The sequence below is a fragment of the Tenacibaculum sp. SZ-18 genome, assembly GCF_002813915.1.
GTDB lineage: Bacteria > Bacteroidota > Bacteroidia > Flavobacteriales > Flavobacteriaceae > Polaribacter.
In genome coordinates this window covers 3,029,731-3,043,670 of record NZ_CP019335.1, presented here as the reverse complement: position 1 = coordinate 3,043,670, position 13,940 = coordinate 3,029,731, and the positions used below count along the sequence as shown (strand labels likewise).

Sequence of the window (13,940 nt, the reverse complement as noted above, 5' to 3'; positions counted from 1 at the left end):
ATAACTGATAACTTATAACTGATAACTGATAACTGATAACTGATAACTGATAACTGCGAATTGTCCGGAATTTATATACACATACCGTTTTGTAAGCAAGCCTGTTATTATTGCGATTTTCATTTTTCTACTTCTTTGAAGAGAAAAGATGATATGATGGAAGCGTTGATTTTAGAACTTGAATTAAGAAAAGATGAATTCAGTAATGAAGAAGTAGCTACAATTTATTTTGGAGGAGGAACACCAAGTGTTTTGTCTTCAGAGGAAATTAAATTGTTGATTGATACTGTGCATCAAAATTATAAAGTAATTCAAGATCCTGAGATTACTCTAGAGGCAAATCCAGACGATTTATCTGAAGAGAACATTATTGAGTTATCAAATTCTCCAGTAAATCGATTAAGTATCGGAATTCAATCGTTTTTTGAAAAAGATTTGAAACTGATGAATCGAGCTCATAATGCAGAAGAAGCAAAAAAATGTTTGTCTGTAGCGACTCGCTACTTTGATAATATTTCTGTCGATTTAATTTACGGTATACCGAATACAACAAATGATGAATGGAGAGAAAATATTGAAACGGCTTTGTCTTTTGGAGTTCCGCATATTTCAAGTTATGCGTTAACTGTAGAACCAAAAACTGCGCTTCAAAGTTTTATTGAAAAAGGAATTATTGATGATGTAAACGATGAGTTAGCACAAGAACAGTTTTTGATTTTAGTTGATGAGCTAGATAAAGCAGGATTTGTCCACTATGAACTTTCTAACTTTGGAAAAGAACATTTCTTTAGTAAAAATAATTCGGCATATTGGCAAGGAAAAAAATACTTAGGTATTGGTCCATCCGCACATTCTTTCAACGGAAAAGAACGCAGTTGGAATATTGCTAATAATGCCATTTATAGTAAGAAAATAAAGGAGAAAGAGTTGCCTTGTGAAATTGAAGAACTATCTGTTACAGATCGTTATAATGAATATGTGATGACGGGTTTACGAACCGTTTGGGGAGTTGATTTTAAAAGGATAGTACAAGAATTCGGAAATCAATATTTGCAGTATTTGATGATGCAGGCAGAGAAATTTATTCTTCAAGATTTATTGTATATTGAAAACGATACGTTGAAAACCACTAGAAAAGGAAAGTTTTTGACTGACGGAATTGCGTCTGATCTATTCATCCTGAACTTGATTCAGGATCCCAAAAAAACATGATTTACCCTGAACTAGATTCAGAATCGTGAGAAAACTAGTCTATAACTTTTCTTCACAAAAGTATTTTTTCAAATTTTAATTTTTAGATTAAGAATTGTAGAATTCAGTTTAAATCACGATTTTGCTAAAAAAAGCTATGAAAAAAGGATACGTTTATATTCTTTCAAATAAGAGAAGAACACTTTTGTATATTGGAGCCACGAAAGATTTAAAAACTAGAATATCATTGCACAGAAAAGGTAAAGGAGCTCATTTTACTAAGAAATATAAAGTACATGATTTATTGTATTTTGAGGAATTTAGAGAATATCAAAAAGCATTTGTTAGAGAGAAACAGCTCAAAAATTGGAGAAAAGAATGGAAATGGAACTTAATAGAAACTAAAAATCCTGAATTAAGCTCATTAAATTTAGATGAGATTTATAAGGATACTGAAACAAGTTCAGTATAAATGATCGCAGAAATAAAACACAACTCAAAAAAATATAAAATTGATTTAAGTAAACCAATTGATATTTCGATTCCGATTGATATTCAAACACAAAATGTAAATGCATGGTATTTAGATGATCCTAAAATATTCCCAGAGCAATTTGATGAGCAAATCATTAGTGTTTCTGAAGGTGCTGCAGTCAATTTTAATAGTATTCAGTTCAATCCACATTCTCATATTACACATACAGAATGTGTTGGCCATATCACCAAAGAAGTACATTCTATAAATAAAAATTTATCCCAGTTTTTCTTTTTTACAGAAGTAATTACAGTTGCTCCAGAATCGAAAGATGGAGATGAGGTGATATCAAAAAAGCAATTGCAACTTGCATTAGGAAATAAAAAAAGAGATGCTATCGTAATTAGAACACTTCCTAATGGAGAAAATAAAAAAGGAAGAAGGTATTCAAATACCAATCCACCATATGTATCGGAAGAAGCTGCAATTTATTTGCGAGAAAAAGGAATAAAACATTTACTTATCGATTTGCCTTCTTTAGATAAAGAAAAAGATAATGGGTTATTATTATCGCATAATGCGTTTTGGAATACGAAAGGTGAAATAAGATTAGATGCTACTATTACTGAATTTATTTATGTTCCAAATACAGTAAAAGATGGAACTTACTTCTTAAACTTGATGATAGCACCATTTGAAAATGATGCTACACCAAGTAAGCCTATATTATATGTATTAGAATAATGTTATTCTATTTTCTTTGATAGTAAGCTACAATACTAGCTTTTGCAATAGTGTTGTTCCCTAAATAATAACCTACAACGGCTGGATTTGTTTCTGCTGTTAATCCTAATTTTTCGGTTTTCAATGCGTAAACTGTAATTATATATTGATGTAATCCATGACCTTTTGGAGGACATGGTCCACCAAAACCTTTTAAGCCATAATCAGTAATACTTTGAATTACTCCTTTAGGAAGTAAATTCAGATTTATGTTTCCTGTATTTTCTTTAAGTTGATTCATGTTAGAAGGAATGTCAAACACTAACCAATGCCACCATCCACTTCCAGTTGGAGCATCAGGATCATACATGGTAATGGCAAAACTTTTTGTTTCTTCAGGAGCATTTTTCCAGGAAAGTTCTGGTGATGTATTTTCTCCGACACAACCAAATCCATTAAATTCTTCTTTTAATGTAGCTTGACCGGATAAGGTTTTGCTTGATAACGTGAATGTCTTTTGACCAAATGAGTTAAGTGACGTTAAAATTAAGAAGCTTGATAGAATGAATAATTTTTTCATGATATTAATATTAGTTACCATGCAAAATTAGAGGCAAACTCCTAAAAAGTTGTGTGTAAAACAGGTCAAAAAGTATTGCTAAAAGCTCAACTTGATTGATACTGTTTTGGTGTCATTCCAAACTTCAGTTTAAATGCTTGAATAAAGTTTGAAAGATTTTCATATCCAATTTCCTCAAAAATATCTGTTGGTCGCACTGATTTGTCTTGCAGAAGAATAGCTGAATGTTCTAATCTTTGTTCTAAAAACCATTTACTAGGCGAAGTCTGAAAGTGTTTTTGAAATTCTCTTTTGAAACTCGATAAACTCATGTTTGACAAAAAAGAGAGTTCTTTCAACGTTAATTTGTTCAGTTTGTTAGTTTCAATTACTTCAATAAAATGATGATTTTCATTATGAAGTTCGTACAGAAGAGAATCAATAAAATCTGAACCATTTACTGTAATGAGGTAGGTGAGTAATTCGTCAAATTTTGATGCCAGTAGAGAGAATTGAAGATCAGAACTTAACTTTGAAATTTCAATTAAACTACTTACAAATGATTTGATAAAAGCGTCATAACTAAATGAAAAGACGGAAGATTTAAGTTCAGGGTTTTTATTAAAAGAGATCTTTTTGTTTTTAATAAAATTTAAAATAGTTTCATTACTAAAAAAGAAAAGAATACTTCTGTAAGTATCACTATCGGAACTTATTATTTTTTCCGTCATCAAGCAACGTCCTTTTTTCATTAAAAGAAAATAATCATTTTGAATCGAGACGTTTTTTTTATTCGAAAACACTTCCTTAGAACCGTTTATCAAAAAACTAAAAGTGTTCTTTTGAAGCGTAACCATCTGCTTCAAACTTTCTTTTGAAGTAGTATAGTCGTAAACCGCGAACAAATCATTTTCTAGCGATAAATCTTCAGGTAAGTTTATTATTTCCATAATTGAAATAGATGACAATGTGAAAGTAATAAAAGAAAATTACTTTAGTCGACTAATTATTTAGTCTAGGATTATCGAAGTATTGTTTAGTTTATAAGAACTTGTGACTTATATTTAAAAGAAGCATCTTAGTTTACATAAGAAGAACTATATTTAACCTATGGAATTATTATTTTTAGGATTGGCATTCGGAGCGGTAGCATCGTATGTTATTTTTTCGAAATTTAATACAGTTCGAACGAGAGGTTTAGCTCAAAGTCAGTCCGTTATTCTTTTAGATAAAATAAAAAAAGTAACAAAGTTAATTACTGTAGAAGGAGAGTTTGCTGAAATATATCATCATGAAGATAAGCAAAATAAGCTCTTAGGATTGGTATCGAGTAAAAAGAAAGCTATCATTTTAATAAATGCGAAAACTCATATTGGTTTTGATTTTAGAAAAATTAAAATGGAAGCTGATACGAAGAATAAAATAATTAAATTATTCAATTTTCCAGAACCAGAAGTGCTTTCTATTGAACCAAATATTCGATTTTATGACATTCAAGATGGTTTTTTAAATAAGTTTTCGTCGGAAGATTTAACGCAGGTAAACCAGGCAGCAAAAGAACATGTATTGCAAAAAATTCCTGAAAGTAACTTAATGCAAGCGGCAAACCATGAAGCATTAGAAGCTATTGCTTTAATGAAAAACTTAATTGAAACTATTGGTTGGGAATTAGACTATTCTTCTTTAGAATTACCCAACGGAAATATTAAGTTACTCGAATAAAATGCACGTAGAACAGTTAAGAGATTATTGTATCGTAAAGAAAGGAGTTACAGAACACTTTCCTTTTGATGAAGTGACTTTAGTGTTTAAAGTGATGGGAAAAATGTTTGCTCTAACTGGTTTAGATAGATGGGAAAAAGGAGAGGAAAAAATCAATTTAAAATGTGATCCTGAGAAGTCAGAGGGGCTAAGAGCTGAATATGATAGTATAAATCCAGGTTTCCATATGAATAAAAAACACTGGAATACAATTACTTTAAATCTAGATGTTCCAGACAGTCTTGTTAAAGAATTAATAGATCATTCTTATGATTTAGTCGTAAAAGGATTGACCAAAAAATTGAAGGAAGAATTAAAGACTCTGTAAAACTGAATTTCTGTATTTCAAAGGTGTGGTTTCTTTTATCGCTAAAAACTTTCTATTAAAATTAGATAAACTATTATACCCGCATTTATAAGCAACTTCCTTAACAGAGATGTCTTTGTTTGAAACCAATAATTTACAAGCATTTTCCACTCGAAGTTCATTCAAAAAAGTAAAATAAGTTTTATTCGTTCGTTTTTTGAAGTATCGACAGAACGCATTTTTGGTCATGTTGGCTTTTTCAGCAATAGCATCTAAACTTATTTCAGATTCAAAGTTATTCATAGTATAACTCATTATCGTTTGCATTCGTTTTCCACTATCATCATTATGCTTTTTCTTCGCAATAAACTTCGCAAGTGGCAGTGTTTCAATTGAGTTTAATTCTCTAATAATCTCAAAAAAACTAATAAAGCGTTCAAGGTTAGAGGCCTTTTGTAATTGTAAAAAAGTCGGAACCAAACTGTCGGAGTTTAGGACTTTAAAACCATTGGAGGCATCTTCAAAGAAATGATTCAATTCTTTAAAATCATCCAACTCGAAAAAATCAGATCCGAATGAATGCTCAGTAAAAAATAACGAGATCATAAACGAATCAGACTTTTCTTCATTTCCATCGCTTTTAAACACATGCGGTAGGTTGCTCCCGATAACAAATACATCATTTTCAGAATATCTATGAATAGTATCACCTACAACTAAAGTACCTTTACCATGTACAATACATGAAATCTGAATTTCTTCATGTTCATGAAAATTACCGTAGAAAGTGGGTGTTTTATCTTCTTGATAAATTAGTCCTAAATTTTTTGGTTTTGGTATTTTAAATGGCAATGCTTTCATGTATTCTTTCAGGTAATTTGAGGATAAATTTAGCTTATATTATTCATTTAATTAATAGTTACATAAAATTTAGATAATTTAGTGTTATTTTGGGATAATAATTACAATTCAATTCTACTGCATTGAGGATACATTTGCTAAAAAAATCTAAGTAATCATCATTAAATAAAGTAATAATGGCAATAGAATGGAAAGGAGTTATGCCAGCCGTAACTACCAAATTTACATCAGAGGATAAACTTGATTTATCAACTTTTGAATTAAATATAAACGCACAGTTAGATGCTGGTGTTCATGGAATTGTACTTGGCGGAACTTTAGGAGAAGCAAGTACATTATCAGATAATGAGAAAAGAGAGTTAACAAGATCGACTGTTCAAATAGTAGATAATAAGATTCCTGTACTGATTAATATTGCTGAGCAAACTACTAAAAATGCGGTTTTAGCTGCTCAAAAGGCAGAAGAAGATGGAGCTAAAGGGTTAATGATGCTTCCACCAATGCGATATAAAGCGGATGGCAGAGAAACTGTTGAATATTTTAAGACTGTAGCCAATAATACTTCTTTACCTATTATGGTATATAATAATCCTGTAGATTATGGAATAGAAGTAACTTTAGATATGTTTGATGAGTTATTGAAGTGTCAAAATATTGAAGCTGTTAAAGAATCAACAAGAGATATTTCAAATATAACTCGTATTAAAAATAAATTTGGAGATCGTTTAAAGATCATGACGGGTGTTGATACTTTAGCTTTAGAGAGCTTATTAATGGGAGCTGATGGTTGGATTGCTGGATTAGTATGTGCATTTCCTAGAGAAACAGTAGCAATCTATGAGTTACAGAAAGCAGGAAGAATTCAAGAAGCACTTGAGATTTATAGATGGTTTTTACCATTGTTAGAGTTAGATATTAATTCTAAATTAGTTCAGAATATAAAACTAGCTGAAGTGGCTACAGAAATCGGAACCGAAAATGTTAGAGCTCCAAGATTACCATTAGTAGGAGAAGAACGAAAGCGTGTTTTATCAATTATTGAAAAAGGTTTGCAAAATAGACCAACACTACCAAATTATAAAAGCTTGTAAAAAATGATTACTGGAAAAAATTATATAGGAAATCAATTATCATCTGAAGGAGATATTACATTTAAAACATTTAATCCAGAATTGAATGTTTCTATAGAAAATAATTTCTCGCAAGCCACTGCAGAAGAAATTGAAAATGCTGTAGCTAAAGCAACTGAAGCATTTGATGTGTATAAACATTTTTCTGGAGCGAAAAAGGCTATTTTTTTAAGAGCTATTGCAGATGAAATTGAGGCTTTGGATGAGAAGTTGATAAATGTGTATTGTTCAGAAACAGGTTTGCCTGCTGGAAGAGCTGCTGGAGAGCGTGGAAGAACTATTTTTCAATTACGTTCTTTTGCCGATTTAGTAGAAGAAGGATCTTGGGTAGAAGCTTCTATAGATACTGGAATTCCTGATAGAACTCCGGCTCCAAAACCAGATTTACGAAAAATGAATATTCCTTTAGGCCCTGTAGTTGTATTTGGAGCAAGTAATTTTCCATTGGCGTATTCAACAGCAGGTGGAGATACAGCCGCAGCTTTAGCAGCAGGTTGTCCAGTAATTGTAAAATCACATCCGATGCATGCAGGAACAGGCGAGCTAATTGCTTCTGCAATTATTAAAGCAGCGGAAAAAACAGGTATGCCTAATGGAGTTTTCTCGAATATCAATGCTAAAGATTATGACTCAGGGCAACAATTAGTGAGTCATCCAAAAGTAAAAGCTGTTGGATTTACAGGAAGTATTAAAGGAGGAAGAGCTTTATTAGATATTGCTGCTAAAAGAGAAGAACCAATTCCAGTTTTTGCTGAAATGGGAAGTGTAAATCCGGTTGTTGTTTTACCAAAAGCATTACAAAATAGAGGACACGAGATAGCAAAAACATATGCTGGATCAATAACGTTAGGAACAGGACAATTTTGTACGAATCCTGGTTTAATTTTAGGAATCGCAGGAGAAGAATTGTCTAGTTTTATTGATGAATTAGGATCAAAAACCAAAGAAATAAATCCTTCTTGTATGTTACATCCCAACATTCATGAAGCTTACGAGAAAGGAAAGCAACAAGTAGTTAATCAAAATGATGTAACTATAGTAGCTAACTTAGACGGAGAGGTTCAAACAAATTATGCTTCACACGGAGTAGCAATGGTTTCAGGAAAAACATTTTTAGAAAATTCAAACTTACATCATGAAGTGTTTGGTCCTTTTTCAATTGTGGTTGCTTGCGAGAACTTGAAAGAACTAGAAGAAATCGTCGCTGGTTTGGAAGGCCAATTAACGGGAACTATCATTTCAGATGATGACGAAATTTCGAATTATTCTGAGTTAGTTGCGAAAATGCAAAACAGAGTAGGACGATTGATTTTTAATGGAGTTCCAACAGGAGTTGAGGTTTGTCCTTCAATGGTTCATGGTGGCCCATACCCAGCTTCAACGGATAGTCGTTTTACCGCAGTTGGAATCAATTCTATCAAACGTTGGGTACGTCCATTTAGCTTTCAAAATTGGCCAAATTCTTTATTACCAGATGAGCTGAAAGATGAAAATCCATTACAGATTACAAGAGTAGTAAACGGAGAAGTCAATAAATCGTAGCAATATGAGATCAGTTTTTACTTGTATTGATGGGCATACGTGTGGAAATCCTGTTCGAGTAGTAAAACATGGCGGTCCAAAATTGGTTGGAAATTCCATGAGTGAAAAACGTCAACACTTTTTAAAAGAATTTGATTGGATTCGTAAAGGTTTAATGTTTGAACCTCGTGGACATGATATGATGAGTGGTTCGATTTTATATCCACCGCAAAATCCTGAAAACGATTTTGGTATTTTATTTATTGAAACTTCGGGCTGTTTACCAATGTGTGGACATGGAACTATAGGAACCATAACAATTGGTATTGAAGAAGGATTAATTCAACCTAAAACACCTGGAATTATTAAAATGGAAGCTCCAGCAGGATTGGTAGAAATAGAGTATCAGCAAACTGGAGAAAAAGTAGATTGGGTTCGCTTAACCAATGTGAAAAGTTATTTAGCTACTGAGAATTTAACGATTGATTGTCCAGAATTAGGAGAGATCAGTTTTGATGTGGCTTACGGTGGAAATTTTTACGCGATTGTAGATCCGCAGAAAAACTTTGCAGGAATCCAAGAATTTACAGCTTCTAAAATAATTCAGTATTCTCAAGAAGTACGAGCTAGAATTAATGAAAAATATCCCAATCAATTTATTCATCCAGAAAATGATACCATTAGAGATGTTTCTCATATGTTATGGACAGGAACACCAATTGATGAAAATTCATCTGGAAGAAATGCGGTGTTTTATGGAGATAAAGCAATAGATAGAAGCCCATGTGGAACAGGAACTTCAGCTAGAATTGCTCAGTTACATGCTAAAGGAAAATTAGCCGTAGGAGAGGAGTTTATTCATGAAAGTTTTATTGGAAGTAAGTTCATAGGAAGAGTCAAAGAAGAAACAACTTTAGCAGGGAAAAAAGCAATTATTCCAAGCATTCAAGGTTGGGCAAAAGTATATGGATACAATACGATAATCATAGACGATGAAGATGACCCATATGCACATGGATTTCAAGTGATATAATATGAGTAAGAAAATAGTAATAATTGGAGGAGGAATAATAGGCTTATGTTCGGCTTATTATTTACAAAAAGAGGCGCACGAAGTCATTATAGTAGATAAATCAGATTTTAGTTCTGGTGCTTCCTATGTAAATGCAGGCTTAATTACACCAAGCCATATTATTTCATTGGCTGCTCCTGGAATCATTACCAAAGGAATCAAATGGATGTTTAATTCTTCTAGTCCGTTTTATGTAAAACCTAGGTTGAACTATGATTTTTTAGAATGGTCTTGGTTGTTTAAAAAATCAGCAACTCATCATAAAGTAACCGATTCCATTCCTGTAATCAGAGATATTAATGTGTTGAGTAGATCTTTATATGAAGAAATAAAAGCTGGGAAAGAGTTTGATTTCTTTCATGAACACAAAGGTTTATTAATGTTGTATAAAACTGATAAAGCTGGAGAAGAAGAATGGAGTGTTGGACAAAAGGCTGTAGAATGTGGTTTAAAAGTAGCTAATTTGTCACAAGAAGAACTGCGGAAATTAGAGCCTTCTGTAGCTTCAGATATTAAAGGAGCAGTTCATTATTTATCTGATGCACATATGACTCCAAACGATTTTATGCAACAAATGAAAACTTATTTGTTGAGTAAAGGAGTTGTTTTTAAATCGGAAACAGAAGTTGTAGGATTCAATGTGAAATCAAATACTATTCAATCGATAACAACTAAAGATGAAGATATTCATTTTGATGAATTGGTAGTTGCTTCAGGTTCTTGGACTCAAAACTTAATGAAAAAATTGAAGATTAATGTTCCAGTTCAAGCAGGAAAAGGATACCGAATAGATGTTCAAAATGAAACTCAAATCACAATACCTTCTATTTTATTAGAAGCGAAAGTAGCAGTAACTCCAATGGATGGGTTTACTCGATTTGCAGGAACCATGGAAATAGGAGGAATCAATCATCAAATTAATTCGAAAAGAGTAGACGCTATTGCCAATGCCGCTTCTGATTATTATTCAAGTCTAAATATTTCCAACAAGGCAAAGCAAAATGCAGCATGTGGATTACGACCTTGTTCGCCAGATGGTTTGCCTTATATTGGACGAGTTTCAGGATATAAAAATCTCATTGTGGCTGCTGGACATGCAATGATGGGATGGAGTTTAGGACCAGCAACAGGAAAACTCATATCAGAAGTAATTTCCAATCAAAAAATAAGTATGAACTTAACTCCTTTTGCCGTAGATAGATTTTCTTAGTTATATTTGTTTAAATGGACAAGAGGGAACTAAGGTCATTATATAAGCAAAAACGTAAGGAATTATCCAACGATGAAGTGATGAAGCTTCAAGAGAAAATCTATGAGAAAATTTTTAAGCATGATTTTTCAGAAGTACAAAATATCCATATTTTTCTTACCATTGAAAAGCAGAAAGAGATTAATACCTATCCAATTATTGCTTTTTTAAGATCAAGAAATAAAAACTTGATAATTAGTAAAAGTGATTTTACTACTTCAACGCTTACTCACTTTTTATTTGAACCAGATACTAAATTGAATGTAAGTAAATATGGAATTCCAGAGCCAGAAAACGCCAAAGAATTCAGTGTAAAAGATATTGATTTGGTGTTTGTTCCGTTGTTAATTTCCGATAAAAGGAATTATAGAGTTGGATATGGAAAAGGTTTTTATGACCGATTTTTAAGTTCTTGCAGGCCTAATGTAAAAACGATAGGTTTAAATTTCTTTGATCCAATTGAAGAAATTTCAGACATAAATGAATTCGATGTTCCACTGGACTTTGTAATTACACCATAAAAAGAAAGAAGCTATGAAAATCTCATAGCTTCTTTCTTTTAGAGTGAAAAAAATAATTCACTTATTCGTTAACTTCTGCTGTTTTCTTTTCAGTTACTTTTTCTTGTTCTTCTTCATCTTTATCTGGAGAAATTTTTCCCCAAACAATAAGTCCAATTACTATAAGGAGAACAAGTTTTCCTCCAATTTTACTCCAAAAAGATAATGGATGCGTCGCTAGTTCTAAATTATAAGTAGATTTTAGTTCAGCAAGTTGTACATCTGTAATCTCATAATAAACTGTTTTGTCTTCGTTAATTAAAACGTACTTTCCTTGGGTATTCCAAGCAGGAACCCAAACAGCGCCATATTCCTCATACAAATATCCTAAGTTCAAATAATCGGAACCTTCTTTTAGGTTTTCATCATTTGGTAAATCTTTTACCAATTCTAACTTTTCGCAAGGAATACAAACTGGAATTCTACCTCTTTTAGCAAAGGTTTCGTTAGTAAATAAAACAGTAAACGTAATAAGTAATACAATTTTTTTCATAGTTATAATTTTTAATAGTTGATTGCAAATAAAATAAATAAAATCAAAACTCACCTAAAATCATTATAAATAATTTACTGAATATGAAAATGATACTAATTAATTAAAGACAAAAAGCGCCTTGACATGTCAAGGCGCTTTTGTTTTTATTGTGTTTAAATAACTTATCCGTTCATAGAAATTAAGAACTCTTCATTATTTATAGAAGTTTTAATTCGCTGTTGGATGAATTCCATTGCTTCAATTGGATTCATATCTGCTAAGTATTTACGTAATACCCACATTCTTTGAACTGTTTTCGGATCTAATAATAAATCATCTCTACGAGTACTAGATTTAATTAAATCAATAGCTGGGTAAATTCTACGGTTTGCAATATTACGCTCTAATTGAAGTTCCATGTTACCAGTTCCTTTGAATTCCTCAAAGATTACTTCGTCCATTTTAGAGCCAGTTTCTGTTAAAGCGGTTGCAATAATGGTTAAAGAACCACCATTTTCAATATTACGAGCTGCACCAAAGAAACGTTTTGGTTTGTGTAATGCATTGGCATCAATACCTCCCGATAATATTTTTCCAGAAGCAGGAGCAACTGTGTTATATGCACGTGCTAAACGAGTAATAGAATCTAAAAGAATTACCACATCGTGTCCACATTCAACTAATCGTTTTGCCTTCTCTAATACAATATTAGCAACACGAACGTGTTTGTCTGCTGGTTCATCAAAAGTAGAAGCAACAACTTCACCACGAACACTGCGTTTCATATCGGTAACTTCTTCAGGACGCTCATCAATTAATAAAACAATTTGATAAACCTCTGGATGATTGGCAGCAATGGCATTGGCAACGTCTTTTAATAACATTGTTTTACCAGTTTTAGGTTGTGCTACTAACATTCCACGTTGTCCCTTACCAATAGGAGAGAATAAATCCATTATTCTTGTAGAAAGAGAACTTCCTTTTTCTGCTAAATTGAATTTTTCATTTGCAAATAATGGAGTTAAGTGTTCAAAAGAAACTCGGTCTCTTACAATATTTGGACTTAATCCATTGATTTTTGATACACGAATTAAAGGGAAATACTTTTCACCTTCTTTTGGAGGACGAACATTTCCTTTTACTGTATCACCAGTTTTTAATCCGAAAAGCTTTATCTGAGATTGAGAGACATAAATATCATCAGGTGATGATAAATAGTTGTAATCAGAAGAACGTAAGAAACCATAACCATCTGGCATCATTTCTAATACACCTTCACTTTCAATAATTCCATCAAACTCATAGTCTGGATCACGGTACTTATTCCCGCTCTTATGTTTTGATCCTTGGTTTTTATTTTGGTGCTTATTGTTGTTATTTCTGTTCTGATTGTTATTTCTATTCTGATTATTGTTTCTGTTAGAATTCTGTTGATTATTATTCTGAGAATTCTTGTGAGATTTATTATCAGATGAGTTATTTTTTGGATTGTTACTTCTATGATTTGAATTGCTGTTTGTATTACTTTCGTTAGAAGTATTCTGAGTTTTTTGCTCAGGTTTAGTTATACTCGCTGTTTTAACTGTATTAGCAGCCTGTTCAACAGATTTAGAAATACGTTTTCTTTTTGGTTTTTCCTTTTTTTGATCAGTGCCATTTGTAGCCTTCGGGGTAGCTGACTTAGTAGCTTGCTTTATAGCAGGCTTTTCTTCAGTTTTACTAGGAGCTTTTTCTTTTGTTATATCCTTATTAGCTTCTGCTTGAGCATCTAATATTTTGTATATAAGGTCTAATTTTTTTAATTGACTGGTTTTCTTTAAACCAATAGTCTTAGCTATTTCCTGTAATTCAACTAATTTTTTTGCTTTTAAATCCGAGATTTCGAACATTAGTGTAATTTTAAATTATAAAGTAAATAAGAAAAAGGGATTGTGTCTAGATCTTTCTTTTAGTAAGACGCTTACTAACATTAAGTAATATTTAATAAACTTTTGTGAGGTCTCCGTCGCAACAAATATAGCCAAATATTTTAATATGCAAAGTTTCTTATTATAAA

Annotated in this window: 15 protein-coding genes; 10 read left to right on the top strand and 5 right to left on the bottom strand. The window is 31.9% G+C overall.

The annotated features are described in order from the left end of the window. The first annotated feature begins 60 nt into the window (after positions 1-60). The 3 genes from hemW to BTO06_RS13690 all read left to right on the top strand — a co-directional run bounded on the left by hemW (position 61) and on the right by BTO06_RS13690 (position 2,410). A complete protein-coding gene (gene hemW / locus BTO06_RS13700; protein ID WP_100925850.1) occupies positions 61-1,212 on the top strand; it encodes a radical SAM family heme chaperone HemW in 1,152 nt (383 codons plus the stop codon). A 136-nt stretch (positions 1,213-1,348) separates the two neighbouring features. Then, entirely contained in the window at positions 1,349-1,663 is a 315-nt protein-coding gene (locus BTO06_RS13695; protein ID WP_100925849.1) for a GIY-YIG nuclease family protein, read from the top strand. Further along, entirely contained in the window at positions 1,664-2,410 is a 747-nt protein-coding gene (locus BTO06_RS13690; RefSeq protein ID WP_100925848.1) for a cyclase family protein, read from the top strand. Between the two features lie 7 nt (positions 2,411-2,417). Here the strand turns inward: BTO06_RS13690 and BTO06_RS13685 are convergent, their stop codons facing one another. Both BTO06_RS13685 and BTO06_RS13680 read right to left on the bottom strand, forming a co-directional pair. Continuing rightward, entirely contained in the window at positions 2,418-2,969 is a 552-nt protein-coding gene (locus BTO06_RS13685) for a YbhB/YbcL family Raf kinase inhibitor-like protein (RefSeq protein WP_100926795.1), read from the bottom strand. A gap of 86 nt (positions 2,970-3,055) precedes the next feature. Further along, on the bottom strand, positions 3,056-3,898 hold the full coding sequence (locus tag BTO06_RS13680) for a helix-turn-helix domain-containing protein (protein ID WP_100925847.1): 843 nt from the start codon (positions 3,896-3,898) through the stop codon (positions 3,056-3,058). 160 nt (positions 3,899-4,058) lie between these two features. Here BTO06_RS13680 and BTO06_RS13675 point away from each other — a divergent pair, with 160 nt between their 5' ends. Together BTO06_RS13675 and BTO06_RS13670 are read left to right on the top strand one after the other, a co-directional pair. Continuing rightward, positions 4,059-4,670, top strand: coding sequence for a DUF4230 domain-containing protein (locus BTO06_RS13675; RefSeq protein WP_100925846.1), 612 nt, complete (start codon positions 4,059-4,061; stop codon positions 4,668-4,670). A 1-nt stretch (position 4,671) separates the two neighbouring features. Further along, the gene (locus tag BTO06_RS13670) at positions 4,672-5,037 is read left to right on the top strand and encodes an MmcQ/YjbR family DNA-binding protein (protein WP_100925845.1); all 366 of its coding nucleotides are present in this window, start codon (positions 4,672-4,674) and stop codon (positions 5,035-5,037) included. Here BTO06_RS13670 and BTO06_RS13665 read toward each other — a convergent pair. After that, positions 5,023-5,877 (bottom strand): AraC family transcriptional regulator, encoded by an 855-nt coding sequence (locus tag BTO06_RS13665; protein WP_100925844.1) that lies wholly within the window; start codon positions 5,875-5,877, stop codon positions 5,023-5,025. The two genes, BTO06_RS13670 and BTO06_RS13665, sit on opposite strands and share 15 nt — an antisense overlap. Before the next feature lie 176 nt (positions 5,878-6,053). Between BTO06_RS13665 and BTO06_RS13660 the strand changes: the two genes are divergently transcribed. From BTO06_RS13660 to BTO06_RS13640, 5 genes are read left to right on the top strand one after another with little or no spacing between them, the layout of a single operon-like run. Next, on the top strand, positions 6,054-6,968 hold the full coding sequence (locus tag BTO06_RS13660; RefSeq protein WP_100925843.1) for a dihydrodipicolinate synthase family protein: 915 nt from the start codon (positions 6,054-6,056) through the stop codon (positions 6,966-6,968). 3 nt (positions 6,969-6,971) lie between these two features. Beyond that, positions 6,972-8,549 carry an aldehyde dehydrogenase (NADP(+)) gene (locus BTO06_RS13655; protein WP_100925842.1) on the top strand — a complete coding sequence of 526 codons (1,578 nt, stop codon included), beginning with the start codon at positions 6,972-6,974 and terminating at the stop codon, positions 8,547-8,549. Positions 8,550-8,553: 4 nt separating this feature from the next. Then, the gene (locus BTO06_RS13650; protein ID WP_100925841.1) at positions 8,554-9,561 is read left to right on the top strand and encodes a 4-hydroxyproline epimerase; all 1,008 of its coding nucleotides are present in this window, start codon (positions 8,554-8,556) and stop codon (positions 9,559-9,561) included. A gap of 1 nt (position 9,562) precedes the next feature. Beyond that, entirely contained in the window at positions 9,563-10,810 is a 1,248-nt protein-coding gene (locus BTO06_RS13645; protein ID WP_100925840.1) for an NAD(P)/FAD-dependent oxidoreductase, read from the top strand. Positions 10,811-10,824: 14 nt separating this feature from the next. Further along, a complete protein-coding gene (locus BTO06_RS13640) occupies positions 10,825-11,370 on the top strand; it encodes a 5-formyltetrahydrofolate cyclo-ligase (protein ID WP_100925839.1) in 546 nt (181 codons plus the stop codon). A 61-nt stretch (positions 11,371-11,431) separates the two neighbouring features. On the opposite strand, the gene BTO06_RS13635 is transcribed toward BTO06_RS13640, so the two are convergent. After that, positions 11,432-11,902 (bottom strand): hypothetical protein, encoded by a 471-nt coding sequence (locus tag BTO06_RS13635; RefSeq protein ID WP_100925838.1) that lies wholly within the window; start codon positions 11,900-11,902, stop codon positions 11,432-11,434. A gap of 164 nt (positions 11,903-12,066) precedes the next feature. Next, entirely contained in the window at positions 12,067-13,773 is a 1,707-nt protein-coding gene (rho, locus tag BTO06_RS13630) for a transcription termination factor Rho (protein ID WP_100925837.1), read from the bottom strand. Positions 13,774-13,940 lie beyond the last annotated feature (167 nt).

Bases quoted from the DNA above. Each gene is read 5' to 3' on its own strand.
- BTO06_RS13695 (WP_100925849.1), top strand. From the start codon at position 1,349: ATGAAAAAAGGATACGTTTATATTCTTTCAAATAAGAGAAGAACACTT.
- BTO06_RS13690 (WP_100925848.1), top strand. From the start codon at position 1,664: ATGATCGCAGAAATAAAACACAACTCAAAAAAATATAAAATTGATTTA.
- BTO06_RS13685 (WP_100926795.1), bottom strand. From the start codon at position 2,969: ATGAAAAAATTATTCATTCTATCAAGCTTCTTAATTTTAACGTCACTT.
- BTO06_RS13680 (WP_100925847.1), bottom strand. From the start codon at position 3,898: ATGGAAATAATAAACTTACCTGAAGATTTATCGCTAGAAAATGATTTG.
- BTO06_RS13675 (WP_100925846.1), top strand. From the start codon at position 4,059: ATGGAATTATTATTTTTAGGATTGGCATTCGGAGCGGTAGCATCGTAT.
- BTO06_RS13670 (WP_100925845.1), top strand. From the start codon at position 4,672: ATGCACGTAGAACAGTTAAGAGATTATTGTATCGTAAAGAAAGGAGTT.
- BTO06_RS13665 (WP_100925844.1), bottom strand. From the start codon at position 5,877: ATGAAAGCATTGCCATTTAAAATACCAAAACCAAAAAATTTAGGACTA.
- BTO06_RS13660 (WP_100925843.1), top strand. From the start codon at position 6,054: ATGGCAATAGAATGGAAAGGAGTTATGCCAGCCGTAACTACCAAATTT.
- BTO06_RS13655 (WP_100925842.1), top strand. From the start codon at position 6,972: ATGATTACTGGAAAAAATTATATAGGAAATCAATTATCATCTGAAGGA.
- BTO06_RS13650 (WP_100925841.1), top strand. From the start codon at position 8,554: ATGAGATCAGTTTTTACTTGTATTGATGGGCATACGTGTGGAAATCCT.
- BTO06_RS13645 (WP_100925840.1), top strand. From the start codon at position 9,563: ATGAGTAAGAAAATAGTAATAATTGGAGGAGGAATAATAGGCTTATGT.
- BTO06_RS13640 (WP_100925839.1), top strand. From the start codon at position 10,825: ATGGACAAGAGGGAACTAAGGTCATTATATAAGCAAAAACGTAAGGAA.
- BTO06_RS13635 (WP_100925838.1), bottom strand. From the start codon at position 11,902: ATGAAAAAAATTGTATTACTTATTACGTTTACTGTTTTATTTACTAAC.
- rho (WP_100925837.1), bottom strand. From the start codon at position 13,773: ATGTTCGAAATCTCGGATTTAAAAGCAAAAAAATTAGTTGAATTACAG.